The following is a 24,074-nucleotide window of genomic DNA, read 5'->3' as shown; positions in this document are numbered from 1 at the left end:
CTCTGCAATAACACAATCAGTAACAATAACATCAAGACCTAAAACATTAAAAACCTGCTCGATAGCAAAGTATTTATCCTCTGTATAAAGTAGCTCCATTTCCTTTGCTGATAAATCTGAAAAAGTTGTTTCTCGACCTCGTTGCCTTTTCAGCTCATCATAATAATCCCTTGCCTCATGTTTAAGTATCTTTTTGCAAAAGCTGTCAAAAGCATGTTGCTTGTCCTGCTCATGGCTGTTAGATTTCACATTCTCACCCCCTTTCGGGTGGTGACTCCGCTGTTTCCCTTTCACCACTATTACGGTGAGAATTGCAAAACTGCCAAACTTTTGAGAAACATTTTGAAATAATTTAAAAAAAGACATAAAAATGCCCGACTGAAAATACAGTCGAGCATTAGTTGAACTATTTACATTTATTAGATGATGTGTGTGATCATATCGAGAGCAATAATATTCCGTTGGGGGATATAGGCTTTTTTTAATGCATAGAATTTGTATTTCCTATGATAATTAAAAATAGACACGGCGATACCGCCGTATCCCTATAAAGAGTAATTTTAACAAACCTTCCGTTACTCTATTTTTAAAAAAGAAAAACGGCGGCTTTGAATTTTAATTTCAAAACCGCCGTTCGTTATTACGTACTTAATTTCCAAAACAACGGTTTTGCAGTCGTTGTAATTGTCAGAAATCACCTATAGTAGGTTATTATCACAAAGAACAAAGAAAAAACCGACAACTATGATTTCACTCACGGTTATCGGCTCTGCGTCTTAGCGTCTGGCTCATTGATAACTGACACATTTATTTTTAGTACATTGATTAAGGTTTCATGTTTGCACTTCGGACAGAATAACGGAAAGTTTTTAAGTATAGTATCTTCTCGAATTTTTAACCGAGTTTTATTACCGCATACTGGGCATAGTAACCATTCATATTCTCTCACTACATCACCTACCTAATTATAGCTTTCCTACAAATACCCACTGTAATAAATCTGTTTGTATTTTGCTGATTTATTACTTTTTTCGCAGATACCCCATTACACTAACCACATAGGATATTATAAAAATTATTACAACTGCAACCAAACTCACTAAAAAATAATATTGTGTAGAATCTATTAAAGAGGTCACGTTTGGACTGTCTTCAAAATAACTTATCAGATAGACAACAGGAACAATACCAATTAAACTCATTGTTTGAGCTGAACGGAAACCAAACCAATATGTGAGGGGTAGACATACACCTGTCAAAACCATCGGAAGGATAATTGCTGAAACGACAGATATCTGCAAAATAGTAATATCAAAAGTTTTGGATACAGCACTGGAAACTAAGAACAATATGATACTTACCAACACACTCACACCTAAAGTTAAAATAACGGAAATATACTTACTTGCAACTGAACGCCATTCATTTACAGGCATGGCTAATTGATATCTTTTCCAATTAACTTTTTCATCACTTGCAAAACTCATAACACTTTGCATGCCTATTACCATGGCGAGCATGAGGGTTGCCAACAAGCCTGCATATACTTCTAGTTTTATCATAAGAAAAGTAATCCCTGCACCTGCAATAATAATTAACTTTTTGTCTATACTCTTTAAAAAAAGTTGAAATTCTTTGTAAATTAGTCCCTTCACTGTGTCCCCCCCTTTATATAAAAAAGCATAATATCTTCCAAAGTAGCATTGTCAACAACAATATTCTTGTACTTTCTCCTAATAACATTTTTATCCCTCACCAAACATTCCATACTCACATTTGTTTCTCTATGAATAATATAATCATCTGGCAATATTTCAGCAAATTTCTCTTTTCCACATTTAATAATTCCATATTTATAAATTAAATCATCTTTTTGTTCCTCAAAAATTATTTTTCCCTGATGGATGAGTATTACATAGTCTGCAATTTTTTGGATATCTGATGTAATATGTGATGAAAAGAAAATAGAATGTTCCTCATTCTGAATAAATTCTAAAAACAAATCCAATATTTCTTCACGAACAATAGGGTCAAGACCAGTGGTCGCTTCATCCAGAATAAGTAGTTTGGGTTTATGGGACATGGCACAAATAATAGAAAGTTTCATTTTCATCCCCTTCGAAAATGAACCGATAGGTTTATTCAAAGGAAGATTGAATTTTCGCAGATAATTTAAATAAAGTGAATCGTCCCATGAGGAATACACTCCAGAAAGCATCTTCCCAATATTCTGCACTGTAAAAACCTCATGAAAATTACATTCATCAAAAACTACACCAATATTGTCTTTAATCGATTGAGTGGTATTATCAACTCCAAAAATTTTGATTTTCCCACCATCTTTCTTCAATTCGTTCAGTATGAGGTTAATTGTAGTGCTTTTTCCAGATCCATTTTCACCGATGAAGCCTACAATTCTTCCCGTTGGAATTTTGAATGAAATATGGTCTAATGAAAAATCGTTAAATTTTTTATATAAATTTTGAACTAAAATACTATTTTTATCCATTGCTCTACCCCTCTTTATTCTTCATAGAATATTTTAAGAATATTTGTCATTTGCCTAAATTCTATTCCATGTGCCCGGCCAATTTCAGCAACTTTCTGCAATAATTCTTCAGCTATTCGTAACTGCTCCTCTTGAATAAATTCTTTGTTTTGTGTAGCAACAAAACTGCCCTTACCAGAAACCGTTTCAATGAATCCATCACGCGTTAAATCTTCATATGCTCGTTGAACAGTTATGACACTTATATGTAAGTCTTTTGCTAAAGCTCGCATAGACGGCAACATTTCCCCAGTAGATAAAGTTCCATTCATAATTAAATTTTTTATCTGCAAACATATTTGTTCATATATGGGTTTATCACTACTATTACTAATTATTATTTCCATGTTTTCTCCCTCAATCGCGATTAGCGTACTTACTGTACTTAATTGATAAGTACAGTATATTGAATTATAACTTATTTGTCAATATATTTTTATAAGAACTTGTACATTTGCTATCTAGAAAAGCAAAGGGAATAGAAAAAATCAGTTAACAAATAAGATAAACATTACCCTTAATATATTACGTTCATTGAGAACAGAGGATAGTACTCAAGCCTACAAATCTTTTATATACTTGTCATCATTTTGGATGTATCGGTGGACCAATGTTTTCCCCCAAATAATAATAGAGTAATCCACGAAACGTAGACAACTTGAGAGTTTACTTGACGAAATGGATGACAAAGATTTAATTGTCATGACCGTTACTGCAAATGGAATACTGGAACCCAAATCAGAGGAGAGGGCGGATATCAATTAACCGTCATTTTTTTATATTATTAGAAAAAAATAGATAGCAAGTAATGGAAGGAGCGTACTTCTCTATAGATTTATCTATTAAGCCACTTTAAAAGTTAAGATTTTGGTAATCAACTTAGTTTCTAATCTACGGCGTAAAACATCATCTACACATAGTAGTAAAGAAATATCCGGGTAAGTTTGACTATTTTCCCACTTGCTTACTGCGGGTGTTGATACCTCTAATATTTCTGCAAGTTGTTCCTGTGTTACTCCCTTATTCTTTCTTAAAACTCTTATTGTTTCACCAATTTCTCTTTTCTCCATTATAGCTCCCTCCAATTTAAGTATAAAATAGATTTATTTGATTATCCATATAATGAAAGTTAACTTATTATTATTAAATGTTAACTATTAGTTAATTGTATCTGAAGCTTTACAGACTTTCAATTACAGATATATATAATTTTATGATCTATTTAAGTCATACATATGATATGTGTACTCATATTCAAAACCAAAGTATGAACAGTAAGATGTAGTAGGGTGAAATAAATTATGAAACGAAAAATTGAAAAATATGATTTTAAGGCTTTAGGTCAAGCAATAAAGGACGCAAGAAATTCCAAGGGAATGTCCAGAAATCAATTAGCAGATATGATGAACATTGCTCCTCGATATATTGCATCTATTGAAAATAGTGGACAGCACCCAAGCCTACAAATTTTTTATGAACTTGTTACTATTTTAGATGTATCAGTTGATCAATTCTTTTTTCCAAATAAGGTAGTAGATAAGTCTACTCAACGTAGACAACTTGAAAGTCTGCTTGATGAAATGGACGACAAGGATTTAATCATTATGACCGCTACTGCAAATGGAATAATGGAAGCCAAATCAGAGGGAAGAGCGGAAAATTAAACCGTTCTTTTTTCCTTTTATATATGTGGCAAGCAGGGCAAGGTGGTACACACCTTGCGATTTTGCATAAAATTCCCTTACGGAATTTTGCCAAATCTGCTTGTTGGGGAGTATCCCCAATCCCCATTGAACACACAATAAATTGTGTGGCTACGCTCCCTTTGGGAGCTGAAAAATCATAAGCAAGGTTACCTCCGTTCCTTATGTTTTTCTTTTTCTTTCTCCGATATATCCTCCCCTAAAAGACGGTCAACATTTGCCTTTGCAGTCAGTATGTTTTTCATTTCTTTTTTTATAGAATGGTACTTTGAATAAGCCTTTTTCTTTTCGGAAAGCAGTACAGAATATTCCGCTTGCAGAGCCTTAACTGCAGGCAATTTTTTTCCTTCTAATTCATCAAAAGCAGCCTTTGCAGCTTTGTGTAAAAGTAAATCAGCAGTGTGTTCTTCATAGAATTTTTTAGAATATCCTGCCTTACGATATGCAGTATAAGTATTACGGGTTTTTGAATAGTTTATTATATGAGTTTTAAGATTTCCTATCTCTTTCATACGCTTTTCAGCATCTTTAATTTGAATCGATAATTGATTAAAATTATCCGTTATAGTTTGTACTTTTTTCTCTAAATCCTTATAGTCAAGCAAGTTATTTTCAGTTAAGTAATTCATGGTCTGTGCCATCTGCTTTAAATTAAAAATCTTTGCCCATCGTTCATATCCGGCACCTTTTCCTGCTTGCAATTTTGCTTGTATATCCACCAAGAGATTAACAGGAGATTGCGATTTTACAGTTGCTCTTTTCCTATTAGCAAAAGCTTTTTCCTCATTAATAACTGCTCTGATTTCTTCCTCTGTATAACCCTCTCCAAGAGAACGTAAACGGATAAATTTCTTCTGATCATTGTTTTTAAAGGCAAGATATTTTCCTTGCTTAATAGAGTAACCTGCATGTTCCATTTGTGATAAAAAAACATCAAAATCTGTGGGATTTTTTGAAAGTATTCCATCTATAGTGTTTCGCAATTTCTCTGAATGAGTAATAGGTTTTTTATCTCCAAGCCATTTACCATAATGGTTTTTTCCACGCTTTGGATTTTCAATAATAGAAAGTCCATTTTCAAGGCAAAGACGGTCGGATATTTTTCGTACAGCTTTTCCAGAACCTAAGAAGTCCCTAAACTTTTTCGTACAGTCTAAAGAGGTAGAATTATATATAATATGATTATGAATATGAGATTTATCTATATGAGTAGTCACAATAAATCCATGATTTCCTTTGGTAAACTTTAAGGCTAAGTCATAACCGATTTTGTTAGCAAGCTCGGGGGTAATTTCTCCTGGTTTAAAAGACTGCCGTATCTGATAAGCTATTACATCATTTGCTTGCTTTCTACCTGTAATATCAGTATATATTCGCTTGGATAAAAGGAATTCTCCTAGTATTGTTTTAGGATCACATTCATAGGAACTAACGTATTCACCATCATTGGTTTTTTCAGGATTTAATGCATAATCTATGCGATCTGCAAGGCATTTAGCAAGGGACTTTCCTTTGTTTTTATGCATTGAAATTATACGTGTTGTTGCCATAAAAATCACTCCCTTTTATAGCGTAAAAAAAGAGCTACCATCTCTAGCAACTCTTTCTAAAAAATTGTATTTAATTTTTATAAAATTGGATTTATCGTTTAGAATAATACTACAATTGTATATTTATGATTTATCAATAGCATGTGTCTGGCCTATAAAAACAGGGTATCCATTCTCTACCTTTGCATTACCAAAATCTTTGCCTTCCAAATATATCGTATATGATTGGATATATTCATTTGTCATACAGTCAATATAACTAACTCCAAAGCTTATTTCGCCTCCACAGATGTCATTACCAGCATGAATCTTAAAACAAAATTCTCCACTGTCATTTACTTGAATTAATTCATTATAAGCTATCCCACCAAAAGTCTCACCAGTATAAATCACCAAAGTATTAGCAAATCCTTGACCTATATTCCACAGCTTCATTCTATAGTATAATATTTTTTCATTAGAAACATCATTATTTATCGTATTACTGTTTATTTCGTATAGATTTACTCCATTTGCAATTATTTCTTCGTCTGTACATCCAATTACTTCCATTTTTAGAAAAGGCATATGTATTACACGATTTTTGGTTGCATCTGAATCTCGGTAATATTTTATAGTCAATATAACACCTACAACTGTCAATAATCCCGATATTAAACCACCAATAATTCCACCCCAGTAAGAGGCTAACGAACTAATCCATGTTGCATTTAAATCATTAGTAACAGCCAAGTTTTTTATTGAACGCTGTATGAAAGTTTGCACAAGTATAGTCACTCCACAAAGAAATACTAACAAGAAAATAACTAATAATATTCTAAATACTATCTTACATTTCCTTTTTTCTTTTTTCTCAAAAGGAATGCCAAATCGTTGACTAGATATTATATTCTTCATAAATCCTCCTTTAAATTTATATTTATCTATTACATCCAATTATATCCACACACCGCTAAAACATCAACAAAAGAAAAATAGCAGGTGTCCCATCAAAAAGCAAGGGTCAAGATAAACGGCTACGCCGCCCTTGCTTTCCGCTGGCACTCCTGCTGTGTGTCAGTTAAGGGAGAAAGCCTTAAAATGCTTTCGCCCTTATTCCATTTCCTTTATATTGATTTCAGCATATCATTTAATCCCTCTATCTTTGCTATTAGCCATGCCGCAAACATGGGTATTCCATATGGACTTATTAGATATGCCAGCACAATAATTCTTATTCCCTCTGAAGTTTCTCTTAAAATAAAAATCGTTCCTAGTGCAATCATAAATACTACAAAGGACAATATTGACAGCACAGCAGTTGAGAACAAGCAAATAAAATCAAAAAACAATATAAGTACTGTAAGTATCAATGTAATTGGAAAAAACAAAATTTTAAGTAGTATTCGCATAACTTACCCCCTTAAAAATTTAACCGTTTTATATAATTAGAAGATACCACAAGTAACAAATATTGTCTATTTTGCAAATATATAAATTATATAATTTTTAAATAGAAGAAAGGCGGGAGAGTATTTCCCCCGTCATATCCCACAATTCATCGTAACTCTGTCTTAAATCTTCTATGTCGGCTTTATAAATATTTCCTGTTTCATGCGCCCGTTTTGTCAGTTGATTCAGATTATTGCCTGTACGTCTAAGGAGAGAAACAAGTTCTCTAATATCTGATAAATCAAGATGGATAACATATCCATCTATAGCCATTTTACGAAGATAAGCCCCCATGTTCTTTGTACCAAGCTGAGCCATCTTTTCATCTATTAAACTGCGTTCACGTTCCGTTACCATAAAATGTAACTGAACATTTCTTTTCCGATTTGCCATTATCTCACCTCCAGGTATTTACCTTGCTTTTCTTTTATCTCTCTACCTACCTGTGAGGGCTGTTTTAGACTATCTAACACAGAGTGGCGTTCTTCTTTGCTAAGCTCTGTATTAGGCTGTTCTTGTGGTACAGAAACACCTACACCCATGTTTAATTCGGCATCAAGGACAGTAAGTCGAGATATTTTATCCTTTAATTCCTGCTCTTGGGGGAATGGCTTACCAATCTCTGATTTTGCTGCCTTTTGCTGTTTATGAAGATTATCTAACTGATCCGTAACTACTTTTAACCTACTCTGCATATTAGCAAGGGCATTATCTATACGGGTAAAATTTCCTCTGGCATCTGTCCCTAGTTTTGCTATATGGCTCATTGCTCCTTTTAAGTTAAGATGAAATTCATTATAGAACCCATCATAAGACAGGTACATGGTAAAACCTCGGTAACTGCCAATTTCCATTGGATCTTTGCCTTTTACTTCTTTGCAAGTATCAAGGAGAGCAGTTCCTGCTTTATCCTTATCTGTAAAGGCATTGCCTTTAATCACCATTGGTAAAAATTCACCTTCAGCGGGCATATTTTCGGAAAGAGTCTTTGAGTCCTGTTCAAATCCTTTTATATATCCCTTATTCTTTTCAATGTTTTCGGGAAAATATTTTAGCAGATTATCTTCCAAGCGGTATTGATTACTTTGATGACTGGCTTTTAAAAGCTTTAGCTTTGCCACATCAATATCCAGATCCATCTTTTCCTTAATTTTGGGATTACCTGCACATAGGGCTTTAATTTCTGCATAGGATAGAGCCGCTTCATCAACATCTTCACAGGAGCGGACGGGACTTTTTGAGGTCATAATCTGTGAGATGAATTTCTGCTTGTTCTCTACGGTTTGCCACAAATAAGCATCGAAGGTTGCCTCTGTTACATATCTAAAAATATCTACTTCATCATTCATATTACCCTGTCTTTCAATTCTACCTGCACGCTGGGTTAAGTCCCCTGGTCGCCATGGACAATCTAAATCGTGAAGTGCTACAAGACGGTCCTGAATATTCGTTCCTGCCCCGCATTTTTGGGTACTACCAATAAGTACACGGACATCACCACTACGCACCTTTGCAAATAGTTCTTTCTTCCTGACTTCCGTATTTGCCTCATGGATAAAGGCTACTTCATTGACAGGTACGCCTTTTTTAATCAGTTTATCACGTATATCATCATAGACATTAAAGGTTGCTGTATAGGTATCTTCCTCTTGGTCTAAGCTGTCCTCCAAAGCATATAACTCTGTACCATTAATGGTTTTGTTTCCTGCCTCTGCCACTCTTTGCACTTGTGATGCTCCTCCTTTAGGAGTGGAAATATCGCAGAAAACAAGCTGTGTCAGTTTTTCTGCTGAACCTTTATCCCAAATATTGTAGATATTATTTACACAGGCATTTACCTTGCTGTTTTCATCATCAGGGAGTAGTGGATTAACGATTCGTTGGTCAAGTCCTAATTTCCTTCCATCAGAAGTTATCTTCAGCATATTATCCACAGAGGGGTCAACTTTATTTGCTTGAATGTCAGCGGCTCTATCTGATAGATCCTTAACCATTTCCTGTTGTATTTCTGTAGGCTTTACTGCAATGGTATGATAGTTTGCCTTTGGAGTAGGCAGATTTAACTGGTCAGCTGTTTTAATATCTGCAACCTCTTTAAACATTGCCATAAGTTCAGGTAAATTAAAGAATTTTGAAAATCTAGTCCTTGCTCGGTATCCCGTTCCTTCAGGAGCAAGTTCAATAGCTGTTGCCGTTTCTCCAAATGTACTTGCCCAGCTGTCGAAATGAACAAGTCCATTTCTTTGCAATGTGTTGTATTGAAGATATCTCATCATGGTATAAAGTTCAGTCATAGAATTTGAAACAGGGGTACCCGTGGCAAATACAATCCCCTTACCACCAGTTAGTTCATCCATATAACGACATTTCATAAACATATCGCTAGACTTTTTAGCATCAGTGGTGGATAATCCTGCTACATTACGCATTTTGGTATATAGAAATAGGTTTTTATAATTATGTGCCTCATCTACATAAAGTCTATCAACTCCCAGTTGTTCAAAGGTTACAACGTCATCTTTACGTTCCTGTGATTGTAATTTTTCCAGTCTTTGCTCCAAGCCCTTCTTCGTTCTTTCCAACTGCTTGACAGTAAATCGTTCACCGCCACTTGCTTTAACTTCTTCAATTCCTTCTAATATTTCATCAATCTGTTCACGAAGTAGGCGTTCCTGCCTTTCAAGGGACATAGGAATTCTCTCAAATTGACTATGTCCTATAATAACTGCATCATAATCACCTGTAGCTATTCTGGCACAGAATTTCTTACGGTTTTTCGTTTGGAAGTCCTTCTTTGTGGCCACCAAAATATTGGCGGCAGGATATAGCCTTAGAAATTCACTTGCCCATTGCTCTGTAAGATGATTTGGCACGGCAAAGAGTGGTTTTTGACAAAGTCCTAACCTTTTGCTTTCCATTGCAGCAGCTACCATTTCAAAGGTTTTTCCTGCACCTACTTCATGGGCAAGAAGAACATTATCTCCATAAAGAATATGGGCAATGGCATTTACTTGATGAGGTCTTAATGTAATTTCTGGGTTTATGCCAACAAAATTAATATGCTTTCCATCGTATTCACGGGGACGGATAGAGTTAAATTTTTCATTATATTTTTTAACTAATGTCTGACGTCTATCTGCATCTCTCCAAATCCAATCTTGAAATTCATCCTTAATAGCTTGTTGCTTTTGTTGTGCCAAGGTAGTAGCATCCTTATTTAGTACACGTTTTTCCTTGCCATCAGCATCAGTTATTGTGTCATAAATACGAACATCTCGAAGATTTAAACTGTCCTCCAAAATTTTATAAGCATTGGCACGATCTGTTCCATAAGTAACATATGCGACCACATTATTATAGCCAACAGCATTTTTATTGGTAATATTCCATTCAGCAGTAAAGGGAGCATACTTTACTTCTACCTCTCCTTGAAGTTTATAAGGGGTGTCAAATAACTCATACATAAACTGCTGAATATATTCTTTGTCAATCCAAGTAGCACCTAGACGGACATCTATTTCAGAGGCATCTAAGTCCTTTGGCTGTGCAGCTTCTAAAGCCTCCACATTAGGTATAAATATCTTGGAAGATTGGGCTGCCAGCTTTGCAGTATGAAGTTTTTCTCTTACATTGCCAGAAAGGTATTCATCTGCCGTAACATAATTTATAGGGCTACCATCATCAAGAGTAGAAGAAAGGGGGAAGATAACACCTCTTAAATCATCAGCAAGCTCTTCCTTAGTAAGTCCTGTAAGCTTTGCCATATACTCCATATCTACCTTTGCTTTTTCAGCTATGGAAAGTGCCAATGCCTCACTTGCAGTATCTACGGAATGAACTGTCATACGCTTTTTAATGGTACGCTTGGTAAACATATCTGCCTTAGCTTTTAGATTGCCGTTTTCGTCTACATCTTCAAGGGAGCAGAGGAGATAATAGGAGTTATCGTCACTAAAAGCAAGGCTGTTGCCACGATTATTAATGAGCCCATATTTGACAGTAAAACTATCGTAAAGTTGATTTAAAGTTTCCTGTTCTTCCTTAATAGTTTCCTCACTGTAATCCTCCAGTTGATAGTAAATAAGCTTATCTATACACTCCCTAAGTTCTATCATTCCTTTAATTCTTTCTTTTGCAGTTTCATTGGTATTTGGCTTTACCATACGGGAGTTTTCACGGTAATATACCTCACCGTCTACGAGGGTATAGGAGAAGTTTTTTACTGTAGGGTCAGCGGGAATAGAAACATTATTACTTAATTCTATATCAGGTAAATCTATTTCTGATATGCTACCTTCAATATTTAGAACAGCAGATTTTAATTGTTCTGAAAGGTCAGCATCAGGAAGGGGTGTACAAGTGCTTTCCATACCAAAGGGACCACTTTTCATTTCCATTGTTCCTAAAATCATTTCAGGATTGTCGGTAAAATAGCCATTTAGTGTAATTCCATCTTCATTGGTATCAAGATGTATCCAATCCCTATCCACATCAAGGGGTCTGTCACGCTTTTGTAAGAATATAATATCGCTTGTAACCTCAGTTCCTGCATTTTTAAAGGCATTGTTAGGAAGTCTGATTGCACCAAGTAATTCAGCTCTCTGTGCAAGATATCGGCGAACATCAGGATTTTGCTTATCCATTGTTCCCTTTGAGGTAATAAAGGCAACTACACCTCCTGGACGAACTTTGTCTAGTGCCTTTGCAAAGAAGTGGTCATGAATGAGGAAATTGTTGCTATCATAACGCTTTTCATTTATTTTATAGTTTCCAAAGGGTACATTACCAATAGCAAGGTCAAAAAAACTATCAGGTAGTTCTGTCTTTTCAAATCCTGTAATAGAAATGTTGGCATTAGGATAAAGCTGTTTTGCAATTCTACCAGTAAGGCCATCTAGTTCAATACCATATAGATTGGAGTTTTGCATACTATCAGGGAGCATCCCAAAAAAATGTCCAATTCCACAGGCAGGCTCTAAGATATTTCCTGTGGTAAATCCCATATTTTCTACTGCATCATAAATGGCTTTAATAACTGTAGGACTTGTGTAGTGGGCATTGAGGGTAGACGCTCTTGCCATGCTGTACTCATCTTCAGATAACAGGGATTTTAATTGTGAATATTCATTGCTAAAACTACTATTATCCTTATCAAAGACTTCGGATAAACCTCCCCAGCCAACATAGTGGGATAGGATTTCTTGTTCCTCTTTTGTAGCAAAGCGACCTTCTTTTTCTATAGTCTGCAAAGTAGTAATGGCTGCTACATTTTGTAAAAATTTCTCACGTTTATTTCCTTCACCTAAATGCTCATCAGTAATGCGAAAGTTTTCAGCTTTTTCTTGAGACATTTCTGATTGAGGATAAAGGTCTAAAAGCCTTAAAAAGCTTTCCTTACTTTCTGATCTTAATATGGGATATAGCAAAGATGGATCACGCAATGTTACATGATAATCTGTTATTTCCTCAACTAAAAAAGGCGTACCGTTTTCTAAATATACGGTATCGCCTTTGCTATAAGGAATAGGAATAGTTTCTTCTATAATCTCCTGTGTCATTTCTTGGGTTGTTTCTTCTCGTTTTACTCCTTCCTCCGGATTTACTATAGGGATAGGAGTGGAATCAACAATTTGTTCTATAGGCTCTGTTATATCAGATATAGGTGGTCTTATAATTCCAGCCTTTTCACGCTGTCGTTCTTCAAACCTTTCTTTTTCTTCAGAAGTCATATAGCGGTCAATGGAAATAAGGTAGTCAATTCGCTTGGCAACTTTACTCCAATTTAAAAGTAACTTATCATCATTTTCCCTGCGGCTATATACAATGCCCTTTGCATCGTGCATTTGATTACTATTGTCTGCCCCTGAAAGGGCATGACTTCTGCCTCCTGTACCATACTCTTGTTTTAAGAAATCAGCTTTTTCTTTTGGACTATGGGCTTGTGTGAAAAAGTCATAAATACGGTATTTCCCATCTTGAACACCACTTCCACTTGTAAGTTCCTTATCAACCTCGTCCTGTGTAATGAACATAGTTAATTCATCAATATTAGTAAGGGTGGAGAAAAATTCTCGTCTTGGTAAATCTAAATCCATCAAATCAGAGAGTAGCCTTTGTGGTTTATGAAAGTGAAAACGCAGAATTGTAGGGTCTTGTTTATAAGCAGAGTTAAACTCTTGTAATGATTTAATGATCATTTCTCTTTGATTGGGGTCACCTAGCAACTGTGCTATATGATTGGTGGAGTCAGGAAAGCCACCTTTAAATATGTCTTCATCAAAGAAATGATGCTTTGTATCATCAGAAAAGTCCTGATGTAGATACCAAAATCTTTCTGCTATCTGCTGTATTTCAAATCCAGCTGCATTATCTAATATATCCTGTGTTACAAATTGTCCATCCTTTAGAAGTTCCTCAATTCTTTCTGCAACATCTGTCCAGCTAATTACTTCCTTGGAAGGAGAGTAAAGGGCAGTTTCTCCCTTAGAAATATGAATACCATCACTATGAAACCATATAGATATTTTATGTCCTTCTATATAAAGTCCTTTTCCACCTTGATATTCCTTTTGTAAAAAGTCTGCCTTTTCTTCTAGTGATTTTTCCTTTTGATAGAATGAAATGATTCTTAATAAGCTATTATTACTATTACTTCCTGTCCTTAATATAGAATCCATCTGATTTTGTGGCATAGAAAAAGCGGAGTAAGCAAAAGGTTTGTTAATCCTTTCCTTCCCCGCTATTCTTTCTATCTGTTCTTCTTCCGTTGGAAATAGAGTTAACTGTATATAAGTTCCGTCAGTATGATTTCCTCCGACTGCGCTTTCAGATTGTTCATGTAGCCCACCCATTTCATCTGCTCTTTCATCTTGTCTGGTGGGGTCTGTGCTTTTTGTAAGTCTGTCATGATTTGTTCCATCCGTCTGTTTGCCGTCTTGTCTATCTCCAGTAGGTGGGGAAATAGTTTCTCCGATAGGAGTAGAGAATGGAATAATGGTTTCCTGTGTTCCTGAAGATATTGTTTCCTCATTCTGCCGTATTTGCCTAGTGGACTCTGTTCCTTGTTGTCCGTCTGCTCTGTCAACCCGATGTTGGGTATCAGATAATCCCCGTTCCTTGTGTAAGTGATTTCGTTCATATTCCTGACTCCTTTCACGTTCTGTTTTAATAATAGTAACTGCTATTTCTCTAAATATCTGCTCTGATTGTTCACTAACCGCTGTACCTAGTAGTGCAACGGTATCAGCAGTATTAAAGTCAAATATGGGTAGAAAATCTTCATGTTCAAAATATCCATCAGTATCTAATCCGCATCGTTTCATCAAAGTATATGCTGTACTGACGGTAGTGGCATCTTCAAAAGCCTTTCGGATATTATCCTCATCATATTCATCTAAAAAGCTGTTTTCTATGAGATAATTTATATCCCCTTTGTGATTATCATAATACTCCTTAGACATATTTCTTGCAATGTTATGAAAAGCATCGGCAAGATTATTATCCTCTGCGTCAAATTTATCCTTTAGCATTTCTAAAATCGGTTCTTTATGATGTTCCTGCATATTCCAAAGATAAGGATAACGGGAATTTTCTCTGCCTCCTGTATCGGAGACATCAAAAACATATCTTAATTTTAGAGTGTCGCCAGTGGGGTCGAGTAATGCAATTCCCTTTGAGCCACGGCGGACATATCTGTTCATTTTGTTGTTCCACAGATCATATTCAGCACAAGCCGTTGCATCAGGTCTTTGTGCATAAATCATGAGCTGTTCATGGTAGTTGTATCTGTAAAGCCTTCCCACAGTATTAAGAAAACCAGTCCAATCTTCAAGACTGCTTGTAAGACGTTTGGCGGTATCCTTAGATAGCTGTGCATAGGTTTGTACCTTATTATTCATGTTAGTCCTCCTTAAAAATAAAGAGGACGAAGTAACCTTCGCCCTCTCCTTACTAAATTTGATTAAGTTTTTTTCAATCTCTATACATTTATTGCTTTTTCCTCTTTGCCGTAATAAGTCCAACCCCTACACATAACATAGATACAGCGAGTAAAATCAAATAACTTTTTCTTTCTTCGCCAGTCTTCGGTATCAGTATTCGATCGGTCTTTGTCGGCTCTGTTGGCTCTGTTGGCTCTGTTGGCTCTGTTGGCTCTGTTGGCTCTGTTGGCTCTGTCGGCTCTGTTGGCTCTGTCGGCTCTGTTGGCTCTGGTTCTGGTTCTGGCTCTGGTTCTGGCTCTGGTTCTGGCTCTGGTTCTGGCTCCGGCTCTGGCTCTGGCTCTGGTTCTGGCTCTGGCTCTGGTTCTGGCTCTGGTTCTGGTTCTGGCTCTGGCTCTGGTTCTGGCTCTGGCTCTGGTTCTGGCTCTGGCTCTGGCTCTGGCTCTGGCTCTGTTGGTTTATAAGAATTGATTACATTGAAGCCAGTATCGACATCACCAGTAATTGCTGTCTGATAACCATCAACACTCACTTCCTTGACTATATATTCGATTTGAATGCCATCTTGGAATTTTGATAGATAATTAAACGTCGTTTCCCAACCGTTTTCTTCACTTAATATATCAGTATCTATAACATACTCTTTGTCATTCCAAACAACAATTAAATGCACCGTTACTGATGATGGACGCTGTTCAGACTCATTGTTGTTATCTTCCCATGTCTTGGTAACAGAAATATCTACGAGTTCATCATTCGTCCCAAACACAACCGTACCATTTGAACCGATTCCGCCACCTCTAGTCATTGAACTATTCCCACTAATAATGACCTTTCCAAGCTCTGCTGTTAGGTCATTTCCTTTTAAATCTGTATTTAAACTAAGCTCTTCATATGCTTTTTCTAACTTACCTATATATAATTCATCTGGTAGCAATGTACCATCGTCATATTTCCAATTATAAAGGATTCCACCTAGCATTCTTCGAGATAGCTCGTACTCTGGATACCCCGAGTGTAAACCAAACGCTTGACTGGAAAGTATATAGAGCTCATTACCCTTGTTTTTCTCCGAAGTATTCCCATAAATAGCAGTTCCATCAGTAACGTAGATCGTCGTTTTACTAATTGGGCAAGCTGCATAACCGCCACCTTCCCATTTAGACGTATTGTCAGTCATAATTAGATTTTTGATGTAGAGTTCTCCGTTTCCTCCATTAACACCATAATTTTGGTTTGCACCATTTACATAGATACCTCCACCTCCAAATGCATCATCTGTGTTACTTCCACCAAGCATTTGATTGTTTAGAATCTGACCGCTAGTTATATAAGCCTTCGAAGCTCCACCGGTGTAGTATTTTGCCTGTATAAAAATACCTCCGCCGGGTCCTCCTGATGTATTAGACTCTATAATTCCGCCATCCATATTTAAAATATTGGTAGGACCCCATTCTCTTGATCCTACACTAATGCCTCCTCCAACTGCATCGGAGTGATTCCCTTTGATACTTGATTCACCGGACATATTTAAGGTCGATCTATTATCTACAGTTATTCCACCACCTGATGTTTTTATGCCACCAAGATCTCTACCAAGTTGGGCAGTATTATTCTGAACTATTCCTCCTGTGAAATTCATGGTAGAACCATTTAGATAAATCCCACCCCCATTATTTGCAAGGTTTTCTTCAATTGTGCCACCAGTCATATTAATCGTAGCTGATCGAGCGTATATGGCCCCACCGTTGGTAATATTATCATAAACACTTTTAAGTTTGTTATTTCTTAAGACTGTCCCCTCTGTAATATTCATGGTTGAACCACTCTCTAAACGTATTAATGACGCTTTTGTATCTGGGTTCATTTCAGAGTTACCATCGATAACAATATTAGATAGAGTAGCTGTTTTATTAGCATTTACTTTTAACAAGTAATCATTAAATCCCTCACCTCTCACAAGTTTTGCCTGAGTTCCGTCGAGATTAATTTCACCCTCAACTGCAGTTGTTCCTATAACAATAATTTCCGTAATTTTCGGGTTTGCTGCAGCTATTTCTTTGGCTTTTTCAAAAGATCGAACCGCTGTTTCCGGACTGGCTCCATCTAAGTTATCATTTCCAGCAGTACCATTTAAATATATAACATTCTTGATTTCTTCCGTTTTTAGATTATTAACCAACATTACATCTTTATATGAGGTATCACCTTCGATATATGCAATTACTGTGTTTTCCAGTTTGGGAACACTCAATACGACTTTGTCTGCTTCCTTTCTCAAGAAGAGATCATATGCCAGTAAATGTGGTTTAACTAAACTGTCGTCATCATTGGTATAATACTGAACTTCTACCGAATCAGCAGGAATTCCGATGCCATCAAAGCGCACATTTCCCTGCCATTTATATTTTTCCCAAGGCATGGCGTTCGGGTCTGAATTAACAGTTAAAGACATTTCCCCAAGTAGAGGGTTTTCTTGCCCAGCAATGTGCAGTTTAACATCAACAGAGAAACTCTTTAGGTTCCAGTTTTCGTCGTGAATAGGACTCCCCCAGACCCACCAACCATCATCATAGGCTCTGGTTATGCCATCATGATTAGCGCCAGGTCTATTGACGTCAAAACTTAGCATAAATTTAGCATCTTCTGTTGCAATGGCATTATCAACACTATTATTTTTATCAAATTGCGACTTGTATGAAGTAGAGTTTGTACTTGTAGCCACTATGGAATTCATAGGCATCTCTTCCACTATACTTTCCACCTCTAGTTCCTTCTCATTTTTTTCCTTTTCATCTTTTGATTCAAAGATTACTTCCTCTGCTAGCTCTTGTGTAACAACTGCCTCCTTTTCATCTTTTGATTCAAAGATTACTTCCTCTGCTAGCTCTTGCGTAACAACTGCCTCCTTTTCATCTTTTGATTCAAAGATTACTTCCTCTGCTAGCTCTTGTGTAACAACTGCCTCTGACGATACACTTATATTCTCGGATAATTGCGTTTGAGTAGCCTCATTTACTACTCCGGTTTCTACCTCCATAGCTAATGCTACAACCGACGAAGAGATGCTACCTACAGTCAACATCATCGCCATTAAAAACACCAAAAATCTTCTTATCACTAAAATAAACCTCCCTCTTTTTCGTCCTTTCTCATTTTTATATTTTACTATATAATTGTAATTTTTAAAACCTTTATCTCCACAAATCTTATCCTTCCTTTGGATATAAAACTTCATGTGTTGTCCATTTGACTAACTTCTAAATATTTTTTATTTTATCATCTATGAGTTTATTTTTGGCTTGTTTGATGGTCAATCCTTTTGGCATGAACAACAAACCTGGCATTGTCAAACTCATACGTACATGTACTCAAAGTCAAGATATGATCTTCTGTTCCAACATGAACGTCACTTTCAAACATGGATCGTTCTCGAATGGATTTGATAAAATCAAGCTTTTTCTCTTTTGTCGGAAAATTTGTATCGATGTAATAAAATCCTACATCTGTTACATATACACTGAAAATTTCCCACTCCCATTCTCTGTTTAAAACATCAAAATTAATAGTAGGATGTTCTATGAAAAATTTTTCGTCTTTGTACTTAATCAAATCTCCAAACATGAATCCGTTCGCCATATGATGCGCATAAAGTATGGTGTTGAACCCTTTCGCATCTGAACTATTTCTGTAATCCATAAACACAGAACCAGCTTTGCTTTTGTTGCCATGGTAATCTTTGTTTAAATAATAGTCATTATCAATGAACTGCAAAACAGGGTAATCTACGGTCGTACCAGGGATGCGAATCCAACCAACCAAATCGTTGTTTTCTATAAATAATTGTTCAAATTTAAGTAGCATTGCCCCTTCTCCTGACTGTTCTGGGTTAATGCCCTTTGACTCTGACATCTGAGTATCTATTCGCATTTCTTCAATCTGCATTTTTGTACGCAATTCTTTTATCAACTGCTTTTCCCTATAATGGTTAAATCCATTGATACCCAATACTAACAAGGCAAAAAGCACCAACAATGTCCCCAAAAATGATCTAAACTCCAACTTCTATCGCTCTCCCCATTGTGTAATTATTAAACATTATTCATCCTAAATTTACATGATTTTACGAAGATAATTAAAAATGATTTTTTTGCAGAACCTACAAAAGTTACTCACGCATATAGTCTTTTATAATCTAGTCCAAAAGAAATCCATATTTAAATCGGATTGTTTTGACTTGCTGTTTATATTTTGAAACGTCCAATTAGTAAAACAGTCGTCTTCGGTATACTTATTCTCTAGCTACTTTCTATCTTTATAGCACTCATCTCAGGTAAAATAAATGCCTGCTCAAACTTGACACAAAGCACATCTGCAATGGCTTTCAACTCATCCAAGGTTACCGTTTCACGTTTTAATTTTTTATTGAAATTCTGTGGAGTCTGTCCAATACGTCTGGCAAGCTCTGATACACTTATATTCATTTGCTCACACAGTTCTTTAATCATTTCTGCCGTAGTCATACAGCACCTCCAAGTTTACGCTAATAATATTATAAACCATTTGGTGTATTTTTCAAGTGAAAAATGGTCCAAATATTATTTCAAAAACGGTCCACTATTTTTTACTATTCAACCAAGAAATTGTTTCCTCATATCGATAACTGGTTTCTCTAGATATATCCATGATATGAGCCTTATGTGCTAACCTATCCACAATAGCACCGGTCAGCATAGGGTCTTTGAATATTTCTTCCCATCTATCAAAAGCGAGGTTGGTTGTAATAATTATGGAACCTTTATCAGTGCGATTAGAAAGTAAGTTGAATATAATTTCGCAACCTTCTTGTTCAAAAGAGACGTAACCAAGTTCATCTAGAATAACAAGATCATACTTTTCAAACTTCTTTTTATAGTTGTTTAATTGATTAAGGCTCATGGCTTCTTTTAATTCTATAATTAAATTGGGTACAGATATAAATAAGACTTTCATTCCCTCCATACAAGCTCTTATGCCAAGTCCTATGCTATAGTGAGATTTTCCACTGCCAGGACTTCCTATCAAAATTATATTTTCTTTTTCCTTAATAAAGTTCAAAGTATTTAATTCATTAAATTTACTTCTTATTTCTGGTTCATATTTACTTACATCAAAATCTTCAAGATATTTTCTATAAGGGAATTTAGCGTACCTCAGCCGATTCTTAACACCATTTTCTCTTCGTAATTCAAGCTCACCTTCAAGAAGCCTCGTTAGAAATTCTTCATGGCCCATTTGCACATGTTTTGCTTCATCTAATAGCATTTGGCTATTATTACGTGTATAGGGTAATCTTAATTCAGCTGCTATTTCTACAATCGTCATAACGGTATCCTTCCTTTTATGCAAAGTTCATTGTATTTATTCGTCTGTGAGCGTGTTATATCACCTAAATTAATATGATTTTTTGTTGTGCTAAATGCGATTATATTTGATGATAAATCAGGAGATAGAATTTCAACTATCTCATCTATATTTTTGTTTTGATTTTTTCTGATTAGGTCTATGAATTCTTTTGGTTTTTTGCTAAAATAAGTATCATAGATGGATTTGAGCTTTGGTAGGCTTTTTAAAGCATAGGAGTTTTTAATAGCTCCTGGCTTTTTAGCGAGTGTATCTAGGTAATGCCTGGTATCAGTACTTATTTCATTCGCTCCATCTATTTTTTTATGCTCACATACATGATGGAGATTGGAATATATAATTATGTCATCATAATAAACTTTTGCTGTAACTTCTTTACCTACAAGATATTCTGGAACAGAATAATAATTATTATCAATGCGTACAAAACTGTACTTATTAACTTTAACAGATTTTATATTTGCTAGCTCTAGTTTAGGCTTGTAAGGAAGCAGATAATCCCTTTCTTCTTTTATTTTGCTTTTTTCATTTAATACTATTAGCTCTTGTTGCAAGTAGTTTACTGCTTCCTCAAATGTTTTGAATTTATAGTGCATTGCATACACTTTGTTTCTGATGATTTTAACACTACTTTCCACATGACCCTTTTCATTACCCTTAAAACAATTCGTTACGTTAATATCAAAACCATAATAAAGGGATAGTTTTATTAGATCACTATTCAATTCTTTTTCATTCCTTCCAATAAAGCGTGTTACAACATTTTTTATGTTATCATAAACTACTTCTTTGTATGTACCACCCATCATTTCAAAAAATCTTACATGAGAATCCATAAAGACTTCTTTCTTTTGATTTTTATAAAGAAAAGCCCATCTGAAATCACCTGCAGGTGATGATAATACAGCCATATGGTAGGTTCCTAATTCTCCATCAATCACTAATTTCACTTCCACAAAATCATACTCTAATCGGTCACCGTAATCGTATTCTTGACGAATAAAACACTCTTTTGGTTTGTTCCTTTTTTCCCTGATTTTATTAGTTATAGTAGAAAGACTTATATCAAAGCCTTTTGCCACAATTAAGTCATAAATTTGAACCTGAGTTAATTGTTGCTTATTTCTGCCTAAAAGTTTGCCTTTTTCAACTTCATCAGCAAGAATTTCATCTAAATACATATCCATTTCTTTGGTGTATTTGCGACATTTCCTACCAGAAGTATCATATGTAGGTTCTGAACAGATTTCTTCTTGGATGCCCTTTACATTAGCACCCTCATCAGTTAATCCCTCCATTTGCTCCAGATATTCATTCCAATACTTAGCCACTGTTTTCGGTCAATATGAAGTATTCCTGCTACTTTTCTATTTGAATGACCCTCCTTTTTTAATCTAATAATTGCGTGCTTGTCCATTAATACTATCACTCCCTGCTACCTCCGATATACTGTTTTTGTATATGGAGATTGTATTATTTTTTGGACCAGTTTTCAATTAATATTCGATTGATTATTGGACCACTTTTAGATTACCATAAACATTCCTTAGTTTCGATAATTTTTTCAACATCAAATTCCAGATCTTCTAAATTTTCTTCAAAATTACCATCATGATCATAGGAACAAAAAAAGAAACAGTTATTTAACCTGTCTCTTCTCATTTGATATTTCTCTTTATTCAATTCACTATGATAAGCAAGATACACTTCCTTGCTAACAACCACTTTCTTTCCTTCTAAAAATAAATAGTATTCTTTGTCCATTAATTTTTCCTCCTTGTTGACATGAATTTCTTTTGTTTGAAAATGAAATTCACACAAGGAGGGCTTCTAATTCTTTGCATATATTCTCCTAGGCATAAATAAGTGTCTTCGACACTTCAACACCCCTGCCCCTCAATCTTGAGGGGATTTGGGTCTTTATTTTTTTGTTGCTTTGCTACATAATGGAAGTATGAATATATTACAAAAGATTTTTACTAACCATTATGAAGAAATGTTATATATTTTGCATCCTCGCGATTCAGTAGTTGAAAACGTCGACAAGATGCTAAACTGTGGCGATCCTTCCTATGGTGGTGCAATGTACGGCTGTACTGAATGTGGTGAACTAAAATTTGTTCCTTTTCGCTGCCACAGTCGCTTCTGCCCTACCTGTGGAAATAAATACTCCATAGACCGCACTACAGCTATGTCTTTTAAAATAATTAATGTTCAGCATCGTCATTGTGTCTTTACTATTGCTGAAGAATTGCGTCCTTTTTTTCTTAAAGACCGTGAACTTCTTAACTGTTTATTTTCTGCTGTTCGAAGCATTATGCTGCGAATGTTTCATAAAGATAACAAAACTGAATGTTTTACTCCTGGCTTCATCCTTGTTCTTCACACTTTTGGAAGAGATTTAAAGTGGAATCCTCATATTCATTGTCTAGTCTCTGAAGGTGGACTTGGTAACAGCGGACTTTGGCGAAGCAAAACCCATTTCAACTATACTTTCTTACGTAATGCCTTCCAAACCGCCTTACTAAATGAAATATCAAAACATTTAGACACATCTTTTAAAAAAGTAAAAGCTTCTGTTTACAAAAATCAGAAAAATGGTTTTTATGTCTATGCTAAACCTAATAGATGTAAACCAAGTGCTGTCATCAAATATATTGGTCGCTATCTCGGTAGGCCTGTTATTGCAACATCCCGAATTGATAAATATGATGGTGAAAATATCACTTTTCACTATCATCGTCATGAAGATAACGAACTAATCACAGAGACCATTCCGGCTCTTGAATTCATCAATCGACTTATTAGGCACATCCCAGAAAAACATTTTAAAATGATCAGGTACTACGGAATCTATGCAAGACATCGTAAATCTGACAAAAAACTAAATCATGCTATATCAAAAGAAAAACATGGTATTCTTCTTTCTTTTAATAGCTGGAGAGAATGTATCTTAACTTCTTTTGGATATGATCCTCTCACATGCCCTAAATGCGGCAACACTATGGTATTTTTAGAACTCTACCATAACCACAAAAGAGTTCCTCTGGATGAAATGTATGAAAAGGTAATGGCTAAAGCCAAAGGGTGCAGGTCTCCTGCTTTTAATTAACGATTCACAGTTTTCTCCTTATGTGATAAAATAATGTTAAAAACGGAGGACAATGTTTTGAATAATCGTACAGAGGAACTAAGAAAAAAATATATTCAAAATCCCCCTGAAGGTATGACAGCTAATGATATAAGAAACATGAGCGACAGTGACCTTTTGGATATGGATTATTTTCTACATGAAGACGATGACCTTGAAGACGATTTTGGTGAAGAAGGCTTTTATATCTTTTAACCTACTCGTCTAATTTTCCTATGCCTGCCTTTCGAGCAGGCATTATTTTTTTACCTAGGAAATTTGGAGCAATTTCCTATAAAGTCAAAAAACACCTAATACGGATGGTGCCATGTATTAGGTGTTTAATCTTATTTTAAAATTTTATTTGTTACA

20 protein-coding genes and 2 pseudogenes are annotated in these 24,074 nt (G+C 35.4%); 4 read left to right on the top strand and 18 right to left on the bottom strand.

Annotated features, from left to right (window positions below):
- The 5 genes from BUB47_RS06045 to BUB47_RS06025 form a co-directional block, all read right to left on the bottom strand.
- Nucleotides 1-249 (bottom strand): hypothetical protein (locus BUB47_RS06045; protein ID WP_456059105.1); only part of this gene is annotated, 249 nt, incomplete at its 3' end.
- Between the two features lie 511 nt (nucleotides 250-760).
- Nucleotides 761-949 carry a cysteine-rich KTR domain-containing protein gene (locus BUB47_RS06040; protein WP_073184709.1) on the bottom strand — a complete coding sequence of 63 codons (189 nt, stop codon included), beginning with the start codon at nucleotides 947-949 and terminating at the stop codon, nucleotides 761-763.
- Between the two features lie 73 nt (nucleotides 950-1,022).
- Nucleotides 1,023-1,655 carry an ABC-2 transporter permease gene (locus tag BUB47_RS06035; RefSeq protein ID WP_073184707.1) on the bottom strand — a complete coding sequence of 211 codons (633 nt, stop codon included), beginning with the start codon at nucleotides 1,653-1,655 and terminating at the stop codon, nucleotides 1,023-1,025.
- Nucleotides 1,652-2,509 (bottom strand): ABC transporter ATP-binding protein, encoded by an 858-nt coding sequence (locus BUB47_RS06030; RefSeq protein ID WP_073184705.1) that lies wholly within the window; start codon nucleotides 2,507-2,509, stop codon nucleotides 1,652-1,654. The genes BUB47_RS06035 and BUB47_RS06030 overlap by 4 nt, the downstream gene beginning before the upstream one ends.
- Before the next feature lie 14 nt (nucleotides 2,510-2,523).
- The gene (locus BUB47_RS06025) at nucleotides 2,524-2,895 is read right to left on the bottom strand and encodes a GntR family transcriptional regulator (protein ID WP_073184703.1); all 372 of its coding nucleotides are present in this window, start codon (nucleotides 2,893-2,895) and stop codon (nucleotides 2,524-2,526) included.
- A 304-nt stretch (nucleotides 2,896-3,199) separates the two neighbouring features.
- Here BUB47_RS06025 and BUB47_RS10225 point away from each other — a divergent pair.
- Nucleotides 3,200-3,313, top strand: a pseudogene (locus tag BUB47_RS10225) (hypothetical protein); the annotation flags it as partial.
- A gap of 77 nt (nucleotides 3,314-3,390) precedes the next feature.
- On the opposite strand, the gene BUB47_RS06020 reads toward BUB47_RS10225, so the two are convergent.
- Nucleotides 3,391-3,618: a helix-turn-helix domain-containing protein gene (locus BUB47_RS06020; protein ID WP_073184701.1), complete on the bottom strand. Its 228-nt coding sequence runs from the start codon at nucleotides 3,616-3,618 to the stop codon at nucleotides 3,391-3,393.
- 231 nt (nucleotides 3,619-3,849) lie between these two features.
- On the opposite strand from BUB47_RS06020, the gene BUB47_RS06015 reads away from it, so the two are divergent.
- Nucleotides 3,850-4,212 (top strand): helix-turn-helix transcriptional regulator, encoded by a 363-nt coding sequence (locus BUB47_RS06015; RefSeq protein ID WP_073184699.1) that lies wholly within the window; start codon nucleotides 3,850-3,852, stop codon nucleotides 4,210-4,212.
- Between the two features lie 188 nt (nucleotides 4,213-4,400).
- On the opposite strand, the gene BUB47_RS06010 is transcribed toward BUB47_RS06015, so the two are convergent.
- From BUB47_RS06010 to BUB47_RS05960, 12 genes and pseudogenes are all read right to left on the bottom strand, one after another.
- Nucleotides 4,401-5,801, bottom strand: coding sequence for a relaxase/mobilization nuclease domain-containing protein (locus BUB47_RS06010; protein ID WP_073184698.1), 1,401 nt, complete (start codon nucleotides 5,799-5,801; stop codon nucleotides 4,401-4,403).
- Nucleotides 5,802-5,924: 123 nt separating this feature from the next.
- Nucleotides 5,925-6,698, bottom strand: a complete 774-nt coding sequence (locus tag BUB47_RS06005) for a hypothetical protein (RefSeq protein WP_073184696.1) — start codon at nucleotides 6,696-6,698, stop codon at nucleotides 5,925-5,927.
- 209 nt (nucleotides 6,699-6,907) lie between these two features.
- Complete coding sequence (locus tag BUB47_RS06000; RefSeq protein ID WP_073184694.1) at nucleotides 6,908-7,192, bottom strand: CD1845 family protein; 285 nt, start codon at nucleotides 7,190-7,192, stop codon at nucleotides 6,908-6,910.
- 97 nt (nucleotides 7,193-7,289) lie between these two features.
- On the bottom strand, nucleotides 7,290-7,625 hold the full coding sequence (locus BUB47_RS05995; RefSeq protein ID WP_073184693.1) for a plasmid mobilization protein: 336 nt from the start codon (nucleotides 7,623-7,625) through the stop codon (nucleotides 7,290-7,292).
- Nucleotides 7,625-15,130, bottom strand: coding sequence for an SNF2-related protein (locus BUB47_RS10255; protein ID WP_073184691.1), 7,506 nt, complete (start codon nucleotides 15,128-15,130; stop codon nucleotides 7,625-7,627). Before BUB47_RS10255 ends, BUB47_RS05995 begins: the two co-directional genes overlap by 1 nt.
- Nucleotides 15,131-15,218: 88 nt before the next feature.
- Complete coding sequence (locus tag BUB47_RS10060; RefSeq protein WP_083529087.1) at nucleotides 15,219-18,407, bottom strand: Cna B-type domain-containing protein; 3,189 nt, start codon at nucleotides 18,405-18,407, stop codon at nucleotides 15,219-15,221.
- A gap of 53 nt (nucleotides 18,408-18,460) precedes the next feature.
- The gene (gene srtB, locus BUB47_RS05980) at nucleotides 18,461-19,231 is read right to left on the bottom strand and encodes a class B sortase (protein ID WP_073184689.1); all 771 of its coding nucleotides are present in this window, start codon (nucleotides 19,229-19,231) and stop codon (nucleotides 18,461-18,463) included.
- 236 nt (nucleotides 19,232-19,467) lie between these two features.
- A complete protein-coding gene (locus BUB47_RS05975) occupies nucleotides 19,468-19,692 on the bottom strand; it encodes a helix-turn-helix domain-containing protein (protein ID WP_073184687.1) in 225 nt (74 codons plus the stop codon).
- Nucleotides 19,693-19,786: 94 nt separating this feature from the next.
- Nucleotides 19,787-20,533 (bottom strand): IS21-like element helper ATPase IstB, encoded by a 747-nt coding sequence (gene istB / locus BUB47_RS05970; protein WP_073184685.1) that lies wholly within the window; start codon nucleotides 20,531-20,533, stop codon nucleotides 19,787-19,789.
- Nucleotides 20,530-21,870, bottom strand: coding sequence for a Mu transposase domain-containing protein (locus BUB47_RS05965; protein ID WP_073184684.1), 1,341 nt, complete (start codon nucleotides 21,868-21,870; stop codon nucleotides 20,530-20,532). Before BUB47_RS05965 ends, istB begins: the two co-directional genes overlap by 4 nt.
- Complete coding sequence (locus BUB47_RS09995; protein WP_159430539.1) at nucleotides 21,858-22,001, bottom strand: hypothetical protein; 144 nt, start codon at nucleotides 21,999-22,001, stop codon at nucleotides 21,858-21,860. The genes BUB47_RS05965 and BUB47_RS09995 overlap by 13 nt, the downstream gene beginning before the upstream one ends.
- 107 nt (nucleotides 22,002-22,108) lie before the next feature.
- Nucleotides 22,109-22,336 (bottom strand): annotated as a pseudogene (locus BUB47_RS05960) (sigma-70 family RNA polymerase sigma factor); the annotation flags it as partial.
- Between the two features lie 190 nt (nucleotides 22,337-22,526).
- Between BUB47_RS05960 and BUB47_RS05955 the strand changes: the two are divergent.
- A complete protein-coding gene (locus tag BUB47_RS05955; RefSeq protein ID WP_073184721.1) occupies nucleotides 22,527-23,684 on the top strand; it encodes an IS91 family transposase in 1,158 nt (385 codons plus the stop codon).
- Nucleotides 23,685-23,741: 57 nt separating this feature from the next.
- A complete protein-coding gene (locus BUB47_RS05950) occupies nucleotides 23,742-23,918 on the top strand; it encodes a hypothetical protein (RefSeq protein ID WP_234945641.1) in 177 nt (58 codons plus the stop codon).
- Nucleotides 23,919-24,074 lie beyond the last annotated feature (156 nt).

This window comes from Anaerosphaera aminiphila DSM 21120 (assembly GCF_900129925.1).
Classification (GTDB): domain Bacteria; phylum Bacillota; class Clostridia; order Tissierellales; family Peptoniphilaceae; genus Anaerosphaera; species Anaerosphaera aminiphila.
Note: the sequence above shows the minus strand (reverse complement) of the source record. Positions and strands in the feature narration are given on the sequence as shown.

Bases quoted from the DNA above. Each gene is read 5' to 3' on its own strand.
- BUB47_RS06030 (WP_073184705.1), bottom strand. From the start codon at position 2,509: ATGGATAAAAATAGTATTTTAGTTCAAAATTTATATAAAAAATTTAAC.
- BUB47_RS06025 (WP_073184703.1), bottom strand. From the start codon at position 2,895: ATGGAAATAATAATTAGTAATAGTAGTGATAAACCCATATATGAACAA.
- BUB47_RS06020 (WP_073184701.1), bottom strand. From the start codon at position 3,618: ATGGAGAAAAGAGAAATTGGTGAAACAATAAGAGTTTTAAGAAAGAAT.
- BUB47_RS06015 (WP_073184699.1), top strand. From the start codon at position 3,850: ATGAAACGAAAAATTGAAAAATATGATTTTAAGGCTTTAGGTCAAGCA.
- BUB47_RS06010 (WP_073184698.1), bottom strand. From the start codon at position 5,801: ATGGCAACAACACGTATAATTTCAATGCATAAAAACAAAGGAAAGTCC.
- BUB47_RS06005 (WP_073184696.1), bottom strand. From the start codon at position 6,698: ATGAAGAATATAATATCTAGTCAACGATTTGGCATTCCTTTTGAGAAA.
- BUB47_RS06000 (WP_073184694.1), bottom strand. From the start codon at position 7,192: ATGCGAATACTACTTAAAATTTTGTTTTTTCCAATTACATTGATACTT.
- BUB47_RS05995 (WP_073184693.1), bottom strand. From the start codon at position 7,625: ATGGCAAATCGGAAAAGAAATGTTCAGTTACATTTTATGGTAACGGAA.
- BUB47_RS10255 (WP_073184691.1), bottom strand. From the start codon at position 15,130: ATGAATAATAAGGTACAAACCTATGCACAGCTATCTAAGGATACCGCC.
- BUB47_RS10060 (WP_083529087.1), bottom strand. From the start codon at position 18,407: ATGAAGTTTTATATCCAAAGGAAGGATAAGATTTGTGGAGATAAAGGT.
- BUB47_RS05975 (WP_073184687.1), bottom strand. From the start codon at position 19,692: ATGACTACGGCAGAAATGATTAAAGAACTGTGTGAGCAAATGAATATA.
- istB (WP_073184685.1), bottom strand. From the start codon at position 20,533: ATGACGATTGTAGAAATAGCAGCTGAATTAAGATTACCCTATACACGT.
- BUB47_RS05965 (WP_073184684.1), bottom strand. From the start codon at position 21,870: ATGGAGGGATTAACTGATGAGGGTGCTAATGTAAAGGGCATCCAAGAA.
- BUB47_RS05955 (WP_073184721.1), top strand. From the start codon at position 22,527: ATGAATATATTACAAAAGATTTTTACTAACCATTATGAAGAAATGTTA.